This is a genomic window from Eubacterium sp. MSJ-13 (assembly GCF_018918235.1).
Taxonomy (GTDB): domain Bacteria; phylum Bacillota; class Clostridia; order Lachnospirales; family Lachnospiraceae; genus Butyribacter.
Map to the genome: position 1 here is coordinate 1 of NZ_JAHLQE010000155.1, position 16,715 is coordinate 16,715.

The window sequence follows — 16,715 nt, forward strand, 5'->3', positions numbered from 1 at the left end:
CCACTTATTGCTCTACGCAATAGAAGTGGGGGACTTACTTGATAGTGTTAAAAAATGAATCGCACGCTTCTTCAAGTTCATCCTTTATATCTTCATATTCAACAAATCCCTCTAATAGGATATCCCCCACCATTCTTTTCATATACAGACTGATAGTTCTGTCATTTAATAATGAATTAAATTCTTTCGATGTCCTAAGCTTTTTATTTACTAACTTTTCTAAATCTGCAAGCTTTGTTTCTATCTTCCAATATTCAGGAGCCTCATTTTTTATATTTTCTAAAGATATTTTTATCTTCTCTGCTTCCTTACTTATCAGCTTACCGAGTTTCTTTCTTATTTCCTTCGTCCACTCGTCTTGAATGTATAAATTTATAGCTTCATGTACTTTGCCATTTTCTATTAGTGCAACAATCTGCTGCAAGGCTGCAAATAACTGATTCAGCTTTGTATCTTTGATATTATATAACTGATATGCTCTTTCAATTCTATGAAAACATTCATAATCTTCCCTTTCAAATGCATCTTCCAAACATGAAAGTATAACTGCGGCATTAGCTAAATTACTATCTTCGTTATCTGTACAAGGCATTTCCATTTTCTTATATAATTTATCTTCGATTTTTTTATAAGAAGAACCATTTAATACTCGTATTGCCCTTATTGTTTCATATAAATATACGATTTTTAATCTTGCTTCCTTACTTCTGCTGATACAATCATTCAATATCTGTAGAGCCTCTTTCAAGTTCTTTTTCCAAGAAATGAATCCGCCTCATCAAATATCAACACTGCATCATCCCTTGCAGCACATTCAAATGCCCTGCGAATGTTCTTCGGTGTTTCTCCCACATACTTCGATTCCAATTCAGAATAGTTGATATGATAGACTTTCTTATTTAAAGCCTTTGCAACCGCTTCTGCCGTCATATGTTCCAGCATACCGTCAACAACCGTCTCGTCTAACAATTCTGTATTATCGCCGACTTGTCCCTCATAAGCATTTTGCAGTCGAAAACATACATTCTTTTGTCCTATAGATATAACCCTGACGATTTCTTTTTCTTTGATATCCTTAACATCAACTCTGTTTTTACGTTTCATAATAACCTACCACCTATCTTTATTATCTTAGAAATTGCATTTGGATTTCTCGAATAATAACCTGTTGACCTATTAATCGTAGTGTCTCCATCACCATCTCTCCAATATCCAGACACTGGTGTCCCATCTTTCCTTGTATATGCTCTTACCTCATGCGGTCTTACATAATGCACTGGCGTTATAGTCGCAAACTCCTTTCCTCTATGACTGAATGTGTTTACTACATATGGTTGAAATGACTGTTCTCCTAACATATCCATCCCACCTTTCCTCAATTATGTAATTTGTTATATATTAGTATTTTTACCGGCTATTTAATCTATAACTATATATATTATAGCATTAAATTATTACTCTGCAACTATATTTTTTATAGTTTTATTTTTGTAAATATGCACTCTTTAGTTCCGTCTGCTTAATCTTCAATTTTATAAATAAAAAAAGAAGGTACAATTTCAACCTTCCTTTAAATCCCATTATCTTTTCTTTCAATTATTTTTTTGTCTATCCAATTGACTGTTCGTAAATTCTGCCCAACTGTATTGTGCCATGTACTCTCCTCTATATTGATTTATCGCATAAACCTTCCCCTGACACCAATCAAAATAATCACATTCAACTTGCTCTGTGCGTATCCTAAGTTTTCCTCTCATACTCTCAATCATTTCTATGCAGCCTAATTTTTTCAATGTATCCTTCAAATCCTTTTTCATATTGCCCAAATAACTAGCATGTGTTTTATCTTGCCATAAAACAGCCATAATCTCTGCATTTTTACAATATGTTCCATTTCGGTCTACCAGATATGCCAGCATTTCCTTTGTCTTATCGTATTTAAAACTGACTGGATTTTCGTCTACATACAACTCAAAATTTCCGAATGTGCGAATCTGAATCCGTTTTTGCGAAGCCCTGACAACCGGATATCTGAGACAATCTAGTTCTTTTCTTATCTTTTTATCTGTAATTGGCTTTAACAAATATCCACTCACATGCATATCAAAAGCTTCTTCTCTATAATCCCCATATCCTGTTGCAAAAATAATATTTACCTGTGGATTTATGATTTTCATTTTTTTTGCCAGTTCAACACCATTCATATTTCTCATCTGAACATCTAAAAATACAACTTCACAAATATTATTTTTATAAAAGTCTAATGCTTCAGATGCTCTTTTGAAACTATAAATATCTGCTGATGGTTCGGCTTTAATTATTGCATCCACTAAGCCTTCTAATGCAATTTTTTCATCATCTATTGCCAATATCTTCATCTTTATTCTCCTTTGGTAATCTCATTATGATCGTAGTACCCTCCCCCGGCTTACTATTTACATTTAATGTCCCATTACACATAGTATATAATCTTTGTTTTACATTCTTTATTCCAACATGAGCCTTTCCATCATTTTTTTCTTTCTCCGTATCAAACCCTACGCCATCATCCGACACCCTGACTTCAATATAACCATCATCTTCTTTTGTTGCTAAAACCAGTATACCACCATCTTCCTTCTGACAGATTCCATGCTTCACTGCATTTTCAACTAAAGGTTGTATAGACAATGGAGGAACAAAAAAATCTGTAGCATCTATCTGATAGATAATATTCAGGTCATCATCAAAACGCATTTTTTCCAATTTTAAATATGCCTGTACATACCTGAGTTCTTCATTAAAAGGAATTGGTACAGAACGATTGACAGATTTTAAAATATGCTGCAAATAATATGAAAAGTCACTGATAGCTTCCTTTGCAAGTTCTTTATTTTTATCGCATAAATGATATATAGTATTTAGAGAATTATACATAAAGTGTGGCTGTATCTGGCTTATCATGATAGTCATACGCATGTTCACAGCTTCCTGCTCTTTTTGAGCAAGATTCTGATTCTGTTCGATCATTGCAGAAATAAACATAAAAATACCAGAAATACTAATTGCAATATTCACAAAAGAAATACCATAATAAAAAATCAAAATAATACTTGCGATAAAAGGTAATATAATATACGACAACATTGATATATATATTTGTTTTTTAATTCTTTTTCGATATTGAATTATAAAGGACAGTTCCAACAACATCCCTGTCATAGGAATTAACACTGAAAAAACATATCCTGTATTTCTGTGATAATAATTTTTAACATCTATATAATAATATAAATCTGTAAACTGAGACAGCACGACCATAAACATACCTGCAACAGCAATCAAATATACTGCCATAATGCGTTTCTCAGGAAAATTTATTTCATTTTTGTACTTTCTTTTGTGTAATAAATGAATCGGAGTCTTACACTCAGGAAATAAATAACAGCAAACATATCCGTTGAAGATAAAAAGCAGAAAATCACTTAATATAAATACTAAAAAATTGCTTATCCTCACCATGACAGCAGCTTCCGTTTCTGTACCGCCTCGATAACTCCATGCCAAAGCGTCTGACAAAAGCAGGACTGCACTGGATATTTGAAAAAGTAACAGCCATCTTCTCTTTTCTTTGTCAAAGTTTCGACTCATATACATACACAGTGCCGCAATGACGCAAAAAATGCTCCCCCACAAAAGTAAAGCAACATGAATCGAGCGTCGGTCAAACATATATTCTTTCCTCCGAGTTATTTAACCAGATTTTTCATTCCCCTATTTCAAAAATCCTTTTAATATTTCCATCATCTTAGGTATATCGATTGGTTTTGGAATATATCCATTCATTCCCGCCTCAAATGCTTTCTGGCGGTCTTGTGCAAATGCATTAGCCGTCATAGCAATAATAGGAATATTCGCTTTTTCTGGTTCATTCAATTTTCTTATCAGCTTTGTTGTCTCATATCCATCCATTTGAGGCATCTGAACATCCATTAAAATCAATTCATATTTTCCTGCATCAGCATGACGCATCTTTTCTACTGCTATTTTGCCATCTTCTGCCGTTTCTAATGAAAAACCAGCTTCCTTTAGAAGCTCTACCGCAATTTCCCTGTTTAATTCATTATCTTCCACCAGAAGAATTTTCTTTCCCATAAAATCAGGAATACTATCGTTATCCTTCTTATCATTTTCAAGAGAATCACACAGTTTAAATTTTAAAAATACTGTAGTTTCTGTTCCCTTATCAGGCTCACTATTCACCTGAATAGTCCCACCTAACAAATCTACAAGATTTTTCGCAATAGCCATTCCCAGACCTGAGCCCTGTATTCCACTAACTGTTACTGTTTTTTCCCTTGAAAATGTTTCAAATATATGTTTAACAAATTCCTGACTCATTCCAATTCCGGTGTCTTTAATGTAAAAGCTGTAACCTGCACACCCTTCAGAGTCGTTCTCTATTTCTCTTACTTTAAAATAAATACTTCCTCCTTCTTTTGTAAATTTTACAGAATTACCTAAAATATTCAAAAGCACCTGATTCAGTCGCAATTTATCCACAAAAACATTTTTATGTATGATTTCTTCTGCATCAACAATAAATTTCAATTTCTTTTCCGATGCACCGGCCTGTATAATTGTTTCTAATTCTTCTATTATATCCGGAATATATACCGGCAAATAATCCATCTGAATATTTCCACTTTCAATCTGATTCATTTCTAATACATCGTTCACTAAAGAAATCAAATGACTGCCTGCAGTTGTGATTCTTGAAAGATATTTTTTCACTTTATTCTCATCTTCGATATGAGATAATGCCAATGTTGTATATCCGACAATCGCATTTAACGGAGTCCTGATATCATGTGACATACTATTCATAAATACACGCTTAGCCTGATTAGATTGTTCTTCTGCTTTCAGTGCGGCCTCCAATTTTTTCTGTACTTTTCTTTCCTTGCTAATCAATGCATCGATATTCTGAAAACCCGCAATAATATGTTTGGTATCTTCCATTCTCATATATTTAAATTGATAATAATGTACTTCCCCTTTTACCAATGTTTTATATACAGACACATATTCCTTTTTATTCATCAGTTCTTGTAATACTGTTTCTATTTTCATCGCATCACGCATCATTTCCTGATCATCTGGATGAACACGTTCTGAAATATACTGTTCACATGTCGCTTTATACGGATACTCAATATTTGGATTATTTACAAGACCTGTGGTCACATAACCATCCAATTTTAATATTTTTACATTATCAGCATCTCCATTAACTAAAAATATATTCAAATAATCTCTGCTGAGTGCATTAAAAATATCAAATTGCTCTTTCATATGTCTCTCATATGTGAGATGTTCTTTTTTTTCTTCCGTAATATCCATTCCATAAATAACACACTCTAAATGATCTGTTGAAGGATTCATAAAAAATCTTGCAATAATGCACACACTTCTGATGCTTCCATCATCAAAATAAGAATCTGTTTCTTTTTTTATCTCTGCTTTTCCTTTTTTGTAAGCATTTAGTAATGATTCTCTGTTGAAAAAACAGAAAAATTCTTCTTTTCCTTTTTCATCCGGTACAAATGCTGCAACTTGTCTGACCAACTCATCTACTGTTGTCTTATTCTCCATTGTATCCAAGCTTTTAGACGAACCGTTAATGCTTAAACATATATTACTGGTAATATCTAAATGAAAGATTCCCTGTGCTTCTGGAATTGCTCCCAAAAGCGTCTGCATCTGGTTTTCAAAAATTTTCTGTGACTTGCGAACTTTTGTAATGTCCCATGCATACTCTATAAAAACTTTTTTACCTTTCCAATAAGTTATTTTTGTTTTTACTGCGTAAATTTCATTTCCATTGTCCACTTCGGTTTCCTGACATTCATCATTTTTCATCTTTCGCATCGGACAAAACGGGCACTGCTCATCCAGTCCCATCATATATTTATAACAATGTTCTCCCTGATATGGCTGATTTTTATGTCCTGTATAAACTCTTGCAGCATCATTTGCATATAACATAGTATATGTCTCCAAATCACTAACCTGTATCATCTGATTGGAGTCATTTAAAATAGATTCTAACAGCCACTCTTTTTCTGTTTCTTCGTCGAGTTGTCTATCATCTGTTATTGCTTTCATAATTATCTCCATTTGTATATATAGTCACATTTTCTGTATGATTTTATTTGTTTATTTTACCAAATATATTTTCACAAAACTGTCACACATATTATCATAAACGAAAAAGCAACCACTTTATACAACCAGACACTTTTATTTTTCTATTTCTGCAACTTCAAATGATTTAGAACTTGCAATCAATGTAAATCAAACTCGGCTGAAACTGTCTCTTTACTGGCATTTTCTTTTTCCTTACTCCCCTTTTCCTTGTCTGTATACTCTTTTACTATTCTATAATGACCTTCCTCTAAATCCCCATAATTTTTTTCAATATATGCCCTGAAACTATATTCCTGACCTTGTAATATGTCTATGCTAAGTAGGTCAAATGCTCCAGCTTCAGGTAAAATTGTTACAACTATGAAACAAGATAAGCAGGAGCAAAAATATAATATTACCTTTTCCATCCAAATGCTCTCCCTCTTTAAACATGGCTATGTATAAATTCATTCATCTTTTCTTTAAACTCGCCAATCCTCTTTTGTGATAGTGCCAGAATCTGACCATTATCCATATATATGTCATCTTAGAAATATGCCGCAGATTGACCAAATTCCCCCTGCAATTCACAGCAAATCCATAATCCTCTAGCTCGCCAACAAGTTTTTCCATTACATAATAGTATTCATATATCGTATTCTCAAGCACAATCGCTATTCTTCGCTTTGTTTTAACATATTGAAAAAATATAATATTTTGAAGTTCCAGCTTTATAAATGGATACTCTTTTCCATTACTATCATGAACCTTATAAAATACTTTTTGCATTTTATTATCTGATTGTTTCATTTTCTTTACTAATTCTTCTAACTGATTTTTAACCTCTTGTCTTTGCAATGGTTTACATAAAAATGAATACGCATGAACCTCATTGACAGCCTGCATACAATATTGTTCATAACTTGTCGTATATATCACACTGACCTCTGGAAAGCGTATTTTCAATTCCCTGCCTAAATCAATACCATTCATTTCTTCCATTGAAATGTCTAATATGGCAATATCCACCTTATTAACTTTATTTAACATATCAGCAGCAGAATGAAAAATTTGTAAACTGTACATATCATTATATTCAACCAAAATATCTCTGACCATATCAGTAGTATTCTCTAAGTCTTTACTATCATCATCGCAAACCGCAATGTCTATCGTCATCTTCCCACTCCCTTTCTAAAAACTATGTTATCACACATTATAATATAAAAATAAACAGAATTTAGAAAATTCTTCTAAAAAAATTTTAAAGTTTTAAAACGACTGCAAGTTAAATTTCTTTTTCAAATAATTTATGGCATTTTATTTTATTAAGAAACAAACTTCATTTTTCTGTTGAACATTTTGAGAAAATATGATATATTGATATCAGAAAAAGAAAGCACCCACTCCAAAGTGGATGCTCCCAGGTGATTTTAGATGTCCTTATGGACACCGCCTATCCTGTTGGCAGACAGGATAGGCATTTTTATTTGCGCTTGTTTCTCTTATTGAGAAAGGCAAGCAACGCTATAACAAGACTACCAAAGGCACATAACAATGTTAATATGCCGATGAAAATCGAAAGGATTTCAAAAGCTGTCATTCACGCCACCTCCCTTCCTATGTATTCCGGCAAGCCGGTCATTTGGTGTTGGGAGGCTACCACCCTGTCATGGGCACTTTCCTATGGCTCACGCCATGCAATAATATATCATTTTTTCTGTCACAATTCAATATTTTTCGTCAAATCATTTGCGTAAATTCAAGCATTTCTACATACTTTTGCGTTGTAGGCAAACCACTGTTTCCACATGAAAACTCCCCCCAAACATATCGCAAGCCCTGACTCTCTTAACCTCATATCCCCTTTCAACAAGCACCCTCACATCTCTTGCCAGCGTTCCCGGATCACAGCTTACATAGACGATTCTTGATGGTGCCATCTTTACAACCGTTTCAAGCAGTTTCTCATCGCATCCCTTTCTTGGCGGATCTAGTGTTACTACATCTGCCCTTAATTTTCCGCCGCTTTTTTCATACTGCTCTGGTACTACCTCCTCTGCTGCCCCGACAAAAAATTCTGTGTTTGTCATATGATTGAGCTCTGCGTTCTGTTTTGCATCTTCTATCGCCTGAGGTACTATCTCAACCCCACACACTTTCCCTGCTGTCTGTGCCATGAAAAGCGATATAGTTCCGATTCCACAATATAAATCCCAGACCACTTCACCTTCTTTTATATCCGCAAACTCAAGTGCAGTCTGATAAAGTCTCTTTGTCTGTTCAGGATTTACCTGATAAAATGAGAGCGGTGATATACGGTATTTTATGTCTCCGATATAATCTTCTATATATGATTGTCCATAAAGTGTTTCTATCTTTTCTCCAAGTATTACATTTGTCTTTTCACAATTTATATTAACAGTGATACTCTTTATCTCAAGATCAATTCCACAATTTCTTATCATTTCCACAAATTCTTCTGAATGAGGAAGTTTTTTTGCGTTTATGACAAGGCAGACCATGACTTCACCTGTTGTTTTTCCTACTCTTGTGAGTATATGGCGCACTATTCCTTTGTTTTTCTTCTCATCATATGCTGTTATATTATACTTTTTCATAAATTCAAGAACGGTCTCGACTATCTGTTTATTACATTCGTGCTGTATAAGACAGTCCGTCTGCGGTATGATACTGTGCGTTCTTCCCGCATAAAATCCGGCTACAAGATTACCCTCCTTGTCATATCCCACTGGAAACTGTGCTTTGTTTCTATAATGAACAGGCTTGTCCATCCTCAAGATAGGTTCCATTATTATCGGTGCACCGTTTACGGTATTGTCAACATTATTTTCAGTTTCTTCATTGTTATATTTGTTTAATTCCTTTGTTTCTTCCGGCTGCAATGTATTTATACATTCTTTTTTATCCGGTCTGTTTTCAACCGTTTTACTGCCATTTTCTTTTTTAACTGCAAGTCTTTTATATTCCTCCTCAGTATAAACAGGTACTCCGCCTATCCTCCTAAGACAATTCGCCACTTTCTCCTCTTTCCACGAAAGCTGCTTTTCATATGAACAATGCTGTAGCTGGCAGCCACCACATTGTCTTGCGACAGGACATTCAGGCTCTACCCTGTATTCAGATGGCTTAATCAGGTCAATCATTCTTGCATAACCATAATTTTTCTTTGTCTTCATCACCTTAACCCTTACCCTGTCCCCAATAAGGGCATCTTTGACAAACAATGTATATCCGTCAATCTTTCCGATTCCCTCTCCCGTACTGCCGAGATCTGTTATATCAAGTTCAAACTCATCGTTCTTCTCACACACAAATTTCTTTTCCTTACCCATAATGCTATTTCCCTTATCTATATTTTCATGTTTTTATATTTACTGATACTTTATTATTTTAACACTATCAAGAAAGTCCACCACTTCTATTGCGCAGAGCAATAAGTGGGAGTTGTGGACTTGCTTGTATCAGCAGGGGTACAACCCATTCTGATATGCTGCGATAGAAACTAATAGTGTTATGAGCAAACAGCAAAGCGGATTACACATATCCGCTTGACTTACTATACTCTGGTCAAAAAAGCCGACAAACCAACTATCCACATTTTTAGGATAATCAGCTCCCCGGCTTTTTATTTCTATGTCATTACTATCTTCTCTTTGCCGCACTTCCCGTACTCTGTCTGACATTTGAATCGACAAATCTGTTAAATCCGAGCCACTCCGTTGTAGGATTTGCCTTTTCATATATCTCAGTCATCGTCTCAAGTCTGGCATCTGCATTGTCTGCAAAATTAAGTGCCATTGCTTCTGCTATAGCAGGCTTTTTCGGAGAACCATACTCAAGTTCACCATGATGTGCAAGTATGCAGTGGCGAAGTTCCGTTGCAAGTACAGGTGGAAATCCGCTTATCTGGCGCACCTTGTTTCCTATAAGCTCTGCACCTATAAATATATGTCCTAAGAGCTGACCGTCATCTGTATAATCATTTGCAGGAAAATCAGATAATTCTGTTACTTTTCCTATGTCATGGAAGATTGCTGCTGTTATGAGCAGGTCTCTGTCAAGTATAGGATAATTATCTGCAAGAAATACGCACATCTTTGTAACTGCAAGCGTGTGCTGCAAAAGTCCACCAATAAATCCATGATGTACGGATTTGGCTGCCGAATGAACCTTAAACTCTTTTACAAACTCTTTGTCATTTATAAAACATTCTTCCGTAAGCTGTTTAAGGTGTGGTTCTTTTATCGTCGCTATGATACTTTTAAGCTGTGCATACATCTCTTCTATATCATACTTTGATGCTGGAATGTATTCCTTCGGATCATACTCTCCTTCCTGTGCTTTTCTTATGCGATTTATGTTTACCTGACGTGCACCCTGAAATGATGTGACTGTGCCATCCGTCATAATAAAATCCATGCTTTCAAATTCTGCTATTCCGGCATTTAACTCCCAGACTTTTCCATCGATAGTTCCTGTTTTGTCCTGAAGTATCAACGAATAATATGTCTTTCCTGCCTTAGTTTTTAATATCTGTTTTGATTTACAAAGATAAATCCCTGAAAATTTATTTCCCTCTTTATATTCTTCTAAATATGTCATCTTACTCCTCGTCTAACTTTAATACTGCTTTTATAGATTTAACTACCTTATCTGCTTCGTAAGGCTTTATTATAAAATCTTTTGCTCCTGCCGTAATGGCATCTACCACTTTTTCCTGAAATCCCATCGCAGAACACATAATGATCTTCGCATCACTGTCTATCTCTTTTATCCTCTCAACAGCAGTGATACCATCCACCTTAGGCATCGTGATATCCATAATTACCAGATCAGGTGAATATATCTTATATTTTTCTATAGCTTCTTCTCCATCTCCTGCTTCCACATACTCAAATCCAAAATCAGCATCATTAAGAATCTTCTTTAACGACATGCGTACAAATGCCGCATCATCTACTAAAAGTACTTTCATTTACACCCTCCTAAAATCTGTACAATATATTAAATATATTAACACAACAGCAATCTATAGACAATCATTTTCATAACTTTTTCTCAGTTTAAAAAGTGCTGACTTTTCTATTCTTGATATATATGACCTTGATATTCCATATTCGGCTGCAATTTCTCTCTGTGTCCTGATGTCATATCCTTCTATACCATATCTTTTTCTGATTATATCCTTTTCACGGCTATTTAAAACATCTTCTATCTTATTATTAAGCCGTCTTATACGCTCATCCTGTGTGAGCTTCTCTACTACATCCTCGTCCTCATACTCTATCACATCTATAAGACTTATCTCATTTCCCTCTTTATCCGATCCTATCGAGTCATACAGATACACATTTTTTGAGCTTTTCTTTTCCGTCCTTATATACATAAGTATCTCATTTTCTATACATCTCGCACAATAAGTTGCAAGTCTTATCTTTTTTGAACCGTCAAATGAATCAACACCCTTTATAAGACCTATCGTCCCTATGGAAAGAAGATCGTCAAGTTCCCTGTCTGAGGTGTTATATTTTTTTACTATATATGCGACTAAACGCAGGTTTTTTTCAATAAGAAGCTGTCTCGCACTCTTGTCTCCCGCCTGGTATCTTTTGATGCATTCTTCCTCTTCTTTTGCATCCATCGGTTTTGGAAAGGATTGCACCGCAAGCACCTCTAAACGTTATCATTTATATATTATGCCAAATGACACCGTTTTGTGCATGACCACCTGTTAAAATGGCACAGCCGGTACTTTTGATATTTTTCTACGACTGAATCTCTTACGCATCTGTGCTCATCTTAGAAGTTTGCTAACTTATATGAATTATATAAAAAAGAAACAGGATAACTTCATTAACTATTATCCTGTCTCTTATTTAACACTATTGACTGCTATGAGCAATTAGCAGAGCGGATTGCACATATCCGCCTGACTTGTATCTCTGCAAAAAATCTTTTACCAATATACAGTTCATTGAAACAATCTGCTATTTTTAGTGAATGATACAACTATTACACAATAATTACTGTTCACTTATAATATATATTTTACAAAATACTTATAATTATATATCCTATCATAGCTGCTACTATCTGCATTATTATAAATCTGAACACTACCTGTGTATCCGACCATCCCTTATTTTTTCTTGCATGGTCATGAAGCGGTGTTCTTGTATTTACAAGGATTGATATTTTCAAAAATCTCTTTAAGAAGATTTTTACGAGTCCGAGTCCTCCATCAACTATAAGCACAATTGCAAGTATTATGTAACTTATAGGATGTCCTGTTTTCATTGCTATGATTGCGATATAAAAACCAAGTGCTCTTGAGCCTGCATCTCCCATAAGCATTGTACTCGGTTTTGAATTAAAATAAAGGTATGCAAGCAGCGTTGCCACAAAAATGAAGTCCGCTATTACATAATAACCAAGTTCATGTGCAAATATCACCGTAAAGGATGAGATTACAACACAGCAAAGACTTCCTGAAAGCCCGTCCACTCCGTCAGTACAGTTTGTTACATTTATTGATACCCATATAAGGATTATGCCGAGTATAAAATAAACCGGTACCGGAAGTTCGATAGCTGTCTTTCCTATGTGTATCGTTGAATTGTTAAAGTTTAAAAATGTCCACATCGTTACGATGGATAATACAAGGTCGATAGCTCCTTTTTTGTAATCCTGCCACGGTGTCTCTGCAGCATCATCGAGATATCCGCTTAACATGATGGCAAATAATAGTATACAGTATATTATAAATTCTCTTGTTATAGGCATAAAAAGTAATGAACATATAATAAATGCTATTACAAATGTAAGTCCTACACCTCTTGTTTTTCCCTTTGACAATGCACCATTTACCGCAAATTCCCTTCCCTGGTCTACAGGCAGAAACGGAAATGGAAACTTAAGACAGATAAATGTCAGCAGAAATGCTGCAAGAATACCTATCATCGTTATCTGATTTGGATTTAAGCAATTGCTTAGTATATTATACATAATCTCTTTTCCTCCATAAAATATTGTCAAAATTTCTAAGACGGTCCGCCTATTATATTGCTGACCGTTTATTTTTTGACGCACAGCTTATTATACATCCCATAGCTGTTTATTACAAGCTTTATTCTGAATGGGAATCACAAATACTTTGTTATGACTCCTTCTTTAGAACGTCTACTGTATGTGCCCCTGCTCCTACAAGTTCCTGTCTCTCACAAGTCGCAAGATGATACTCCACAAAGAGCTTAAATGTCTCCTCATCCATTGCATTTAACACAGGACGCATCAGATCTGCCTGACCGTCCGCAGATATAAGTTTTATCCTTTTTAAACCTGCTGCCATGCGTACCTTATCTATATCTTCAACTCTCACATAATCATAAAGATCTTCTGGCTCAGGAATACAGTGGAAATCCTCAGTAACCTTTCCCGCCTCAACAACTTCTTTTATGTGATTCTGCTTAAAACCGTATGTAAGGATGCTGTATTCGTTCATGCAGTATGCAACAAGAATATTTCCACCAGGCTTTGTAACCCTTTTTGCCTCATTCAAAGCCTTTAACTTATCGTCAAAGCCAAACAGATGATACATAGGCCCAAATAAAAGTGTTATATCAAATGTGTCATCCTCAAGTTTTGACAATTTTAAGGCATTGCCCTGCATTGCTTTTACCGTGCTTTTTTTTGACTTTAATATGCCTAGATTATATTTGACAAGTTCAACCGCAGTCACATCATGACCTTCATTTGCAAGTGCAATCGAATATCGTCCCGTACCTGCACCTATATCAAGTATTTTTACACATTTTCTGTCACCTATGCACTCATGTATGTATTTCATTGATGTAATAAATTCCACCTGACCATGTCGTCTTGTCAGCCTTTTATCCTCATTGAATTTATTATAATATTTTTCAAGTTCTGTCATTTCTTTCACAGATAAACCTCCACATTTTCATTTTTAACTCATAACTCAGATTTTCTATATATAATCACAAAAACAGGCAGACTCCTTTAATCCCAAGAGCCTGCCTGCATCTGTTTTTAACTCATCTGGCAAACTTCCATATCCAATAGGATATATCAGTTCTGCCATATTTGCAAACAATTATTTTTTTATAACTGCTTTTTTAGACTGTCCTTTTGCATTAAAAATCTTCTTATAAGAAGAAAGTTTTGAAGAAGGTACTTTTATCACAAGTTTTGAAGCTGTGTTCTTAAATGCATTTGCACCTACTTTAGTAACTGCCTTTGATGTAACTTTTATTCTGTTTAATTTAGAACATCCGTTAAATGCATCTTTTCCGATTTCTTTTATGTTAGCTCCAATTGTCACACTTGTAAGTTTCTTTGAATTCTTAAATGCTGAATCTGCGATTTTTACAACCTTATATGTTTTTCCAGCATATTTTACTGTTGAAGGTATATTCACTGTCTTAATAGATGCCTTCTTTGTGTTTGATTCATAGCTTACTGTGCTTCCTGCTTTCACAACCTTATAAGTTACATTTCCTGACTTAAATGAGCTGACCTCATTATCACTGTTTCCTCCATTGTTTGTATTGTCGTTTGTTGAAGGAGCATCGTCATTTTCATCAAGTTTGCTGTCAGGTTTAATCTCCTCTGAAGGATTTGTAATATTAACAGAAACATCAACTGTCTTTACAATGCCATCGGCTGAAGTAATCGTTATAACAGCATTTCCTGAGCCTGTCGCAACTATCTTTCCGTTTGATGAAACCGTTGCAACTTTCTCGTCTGATGAAGAAAAACTTAGTGCTGCTCCGTTCTTGCTGCCATCTGCCGCCTTTGCATAAGCATTGAGAAATGCTTCCTGGTTATCTTCAAGTTTATATGTATCAAAATCTGTCTGGATAGCTGCCGTCTGATTTTTGATATCAGCTTTTGTAACTGTAACTTTGATGGCCTTCTCAACTTTATCAGCCGTGCTGTTATCATAAGCATCTGCCTGTGAATATGCATAAACTGTTGTCTGACCTACTCCCTTAGCTGTTATCTGACCGTTATAAACTGCTGCAATACCTGAATCATCTGATTTCCAGAGTACAACATCATTGTTTCCTGCCGGTTCAGTCGTAACTGATATATTCTTTTTCTCTCCGACTTTGAGTGATACATTTTCGGTATCAGCATTTATAGCTGTCATCTTTGTGATAGAAAGTTCACCGTCAGAAGCGCTAAATCTGTAAACAGGTGCCTGCGTGTCAACAAAATAACCTCTCATAATGGCTGAGACTGATTTTACTGAATATGGTTTATTGAAATATCTGTTTAAAATTCTGAACGATTCTCCTGAACCCGCACCATTGTTGTCCCATGCAACAAGTACCATTCCGTATTTCTTTGCAAGATAATTTACACCTTCATATTTGCATGCTCTCACATCTGCAATAAATTTTGCCTGAAATCCATATTCATCTATAAGTACGGGAACACCATTATCAACAAACTTATTTTTAAGTTTTTTAAACTGGTCTGCATATGAATTTGCTTTTGATTCATCTACAGAATCCCTGCTGTATCCGTCATAATCATGAACAGTCACCATAAGTCTTCCTGATACACTGTCCTTTGGAAGTTCAAAACTCGTATCATAGTTTCCTACAGCAAATTTGATATTTGTATTTACGGCACATAATGTAAGCCATCTCTTTGCATTGTTTGAACCTGTTGCTCTTACGGTATCAACAAATATCTGATTAAGTTCATTTATTCTTTTATTCTGTTTACTTATTGATTCCGCATCCTGTGTCCATCCCTGACCATGAATATAAACTTCGTTCATAGATTCGAGAATGAGATGTTCATCATAATTTTTAAATCTCTCTGCGATTGTTTTCCAAACGCCTGCAAATTTTATTTTTACGCCATTCCATGCTGTCTCATCATCAGGTGTGATATCAAGCCAGCCGTGGTTGTAACCGTCCTCACCATATCCTGCTGACGAAGAAGATGCATTGTCAGCTCCATCGTGGTGGATATTTAATATAATATACACATTTTCTGCTGCCGCATAGTCAACAATATCCTGAACTCTGCTCATCCATCCTTCATTGATGGAATAGTCAGCATTTATCATATTTCCCCATGTCACAGGTATACGAATCGTATTAAAACCTGCATCATGTACATATTTGATAAATGACTTTGTAGTCTTTGCACCCTGCCATGCTGTCTCCCCAGGCGTATTATCATTATGCCCGTCCATAGTATTTCCGAGATTCCAGCCTGTACCCATATCAGCGATGATCTCTGTCGCTGACATATCTGTATATGCTGACGGATTATCCGGTGTTTCCACTTCATTTGTTGATGCTGCTGTAACAGCTCCACCCTCATTGGTCTTTGTTGCCGCATCCGCCGTACCTGCACTTGAAACACCTGTAACAAGCATAGCTGCCGAAAGTGCGAAGGTCATAATCTTTTTTAATGATTTCCTCATATTAATCTCCATTCCGCCGCCTTCGACTGGCGGCACAAATAGTAACGAAAGTATT

16 protein-coding genes are annotated in these 16,715 nt (G+C 35.3%); all 16 read right to left on the bottom strand.

Features of this window, described 5'->3' with window-relative positions; genetic code table 11:
• Positions 1 to 34 precede the first annotated feature (34 nt).
• Positions 35 to 727 (bottom strand): hypothetical protein, encoded by a 693-nt coding sequence (locus KQI69_RS09510; protein ID WP_216565143.1) that lies wholly within the window; start codon positions 725 to 727, stop codon positions 35 to 37.
• 17 nt (positions 728 to 744) lie between these two features.
• On the bottom strand, positions 745 to 1,104 hold the full coding sequence (locus KQI69_RS09515) for an AAA family ATPase (protein WP_216565144.1): 360 nt from the start codon (positions 1,102 to 1,104) through the stop codon (positions 745 to 747).
• Positions 1,101 to 1,364 (bottom strand): hypothetical protein, encoded by a 264-nt coding sequence (locus KQI69_RS09520; RefSeq protein ID WP_216565145.1) that lies wholly within the window; start codon positions 1,362 to 1,364, stop codon positions 1,101 to 1,103. Before KQI69_RS09520 ends, KQI69_RS09515 begins: the two co-directional genes overlap by 4 nt.
• A gap of 228 nt (positions 1,365 to 1,592) precedes the next feature.
• Positions 1,593 to 2,369: a response regulator gene (locus tag KQI69_RS09525; RefSeq protein WP_216565146.1), complete on the bottom strand. Its 777-nt coding sequence runs from the start codon at positions 2,367 to 2,369 to the stop codon at positions 1,593 to 1,595.
• On the bottom strand, positions 2,356 to 3,711 hold the full coding sequence (locus KQI69_RS09530) for a sensor histidine kinase (protein ID WP_216565147.1): 1,356 nt from the start codon (positions 3,709 to 3,711) through the stop codon (positions 2,356 to 2,358). Before KQI69_RS09530 ends, KQI69_RS09525 begins: the two co-directional genes overlap by 14 nt.
• A gap of 42 nt (positions 3,712 to 3,753) precedes the next feature.
• Positions 3,754 to 6,147 (bottom strand): hybrid sensor histidine kinase/response regulator, encoded by a 2,394-nt coding sequence (locus tag KQI69_RS09535; protein WP_216565148.1) that lies wholly within the window; start codon positions 6,145 to 6,147, stop codon positions 3,754 to 3,756.
• A 179-nt stretch (positions 6,148 to 6,326) separates the two neighbouring features.
• On the bottom strand, positions 6,327 to 6,596 hold the full coding sequence (locus KQI69_RS09540) for an immunoglobulin-like domain-containing protein (protein WP_216565149.1): 270 nt from the start codon (positions 6,594 to 6,596) through the stop codon (positions 6,327 to 6,329).
• 43 nt (positions 6,597 to 6,639) lie between these two features.
• Positions 6,640 to 7,347, bottom strand: coding sequence for a LytTR family DNA-binding domain-containing protein (locus KQI69_RS09545; RefSeq protein WP_253289085.1), 708 nt, complete (start codon positions 7,345 to 7,347; stop codon positions 6,640 to 6,642).
• A gap of 307 nt (positions 7,348 to 7,654) precedes the next feature.
• Entirely contained in the window at positions 7,655 to 7,771 is a 117-nt protein-coding gene (locus KQI69_RS10705; protein WP_371818814.1) for a putative holin-like toxin, read from the bottom strand.
• Positions 7,772 to 7,940: 169 nt separating this feature from the next.
• Positions 7,941 to 9,524, bottom strand: coding sequence for a 23S rRNA (uracil(1939)-C(5))-methyltransferase RlmD (gene rlmD, locus KQI69_RS09550; RefSeq protein ID WP_216565150.1), 1,584 nt, complete (start codon positions 9,522 to 9,524; stop codon positions 7,941 to 7,943).
• 310 nt (positions 9,525 to 9,834) lie between these two features.
• The gene (locus tag KQI69_RS09555) at positions 9,835 to 10,794 is read right to left on the bottom strand and encodes a 3'-5' exoribonuclease YhaM family protein (RefSeq protein WP_216565151.1); all 960 of its coding nucleotides are present in this window, start codon (positions 10,792 to 10,794) and stop codon (positions 9,835 to 9,837) included.
• Between the two features lies 1 nt (position 10,795).
• Entirely contained in the window at positions 10,796 to 11,167 is a 372-nt protein-coding gene (locus tag KQI69_RS09560; RefSeq protein ID WP_216565152.1) for a response regulator, read from the bottom strand.
• A 54-nt stretch (positions 11,168 to 11,221) separates the two neighbouring features.
• The gene (gene sigK, locus KQI69_RS09565; RefSeq protein WP_216565153.1) at positions 11,222 to 11,854 is read right to left on the bottom strand and encodes an RNA polymerase sporulation sigma factor SigK; all 633 of its coding nucleotides are present in this window, start codon (positions 11,852 to 11,854) and stop codon (positions 11,222 to 11,224) included.
• A gap of 386 nt (positions 11,855 to 12,240) precedes the next feature.
• Positions 12,241 to 13,197: a phospho-N-acetylmuramoyl-pentapeptide-transferase gene (locus KQI69_RS09570; protein ID WP_216565154.1), complete on the bottom strand. Its 957-nt coding sequence runs from the start codon at positions 13,195 to 13,197 to the stop codon at positions 12,241 to 12,243.
• Between the two features lie 151 nt (positions 13,198 to 13,348).
• Positions 13,349 to 14,125 carry a class I SAM-dependent methyltransferase gene (locus KQI69_RS09575; protein ID WP_216565156.1) on the bottom strand — a complete coding sequence of 259 codons (777 nt, stop codon included), beginning with the start codon at positions 14,123 to 14,125 and terminating at the stop codon, positions 13,349 to 13,351.
• 180 nt (positions 14,126 to 14,305) lie between these two features.
• A partial coding sequence (locus KQI69_RS09580; protein WP_216565155.1) for a cellulase family glycosylhydrolase occupies positions 14,306 to 16,715 on the bottom strand: 2,410 nt, incomplete at its 5' end.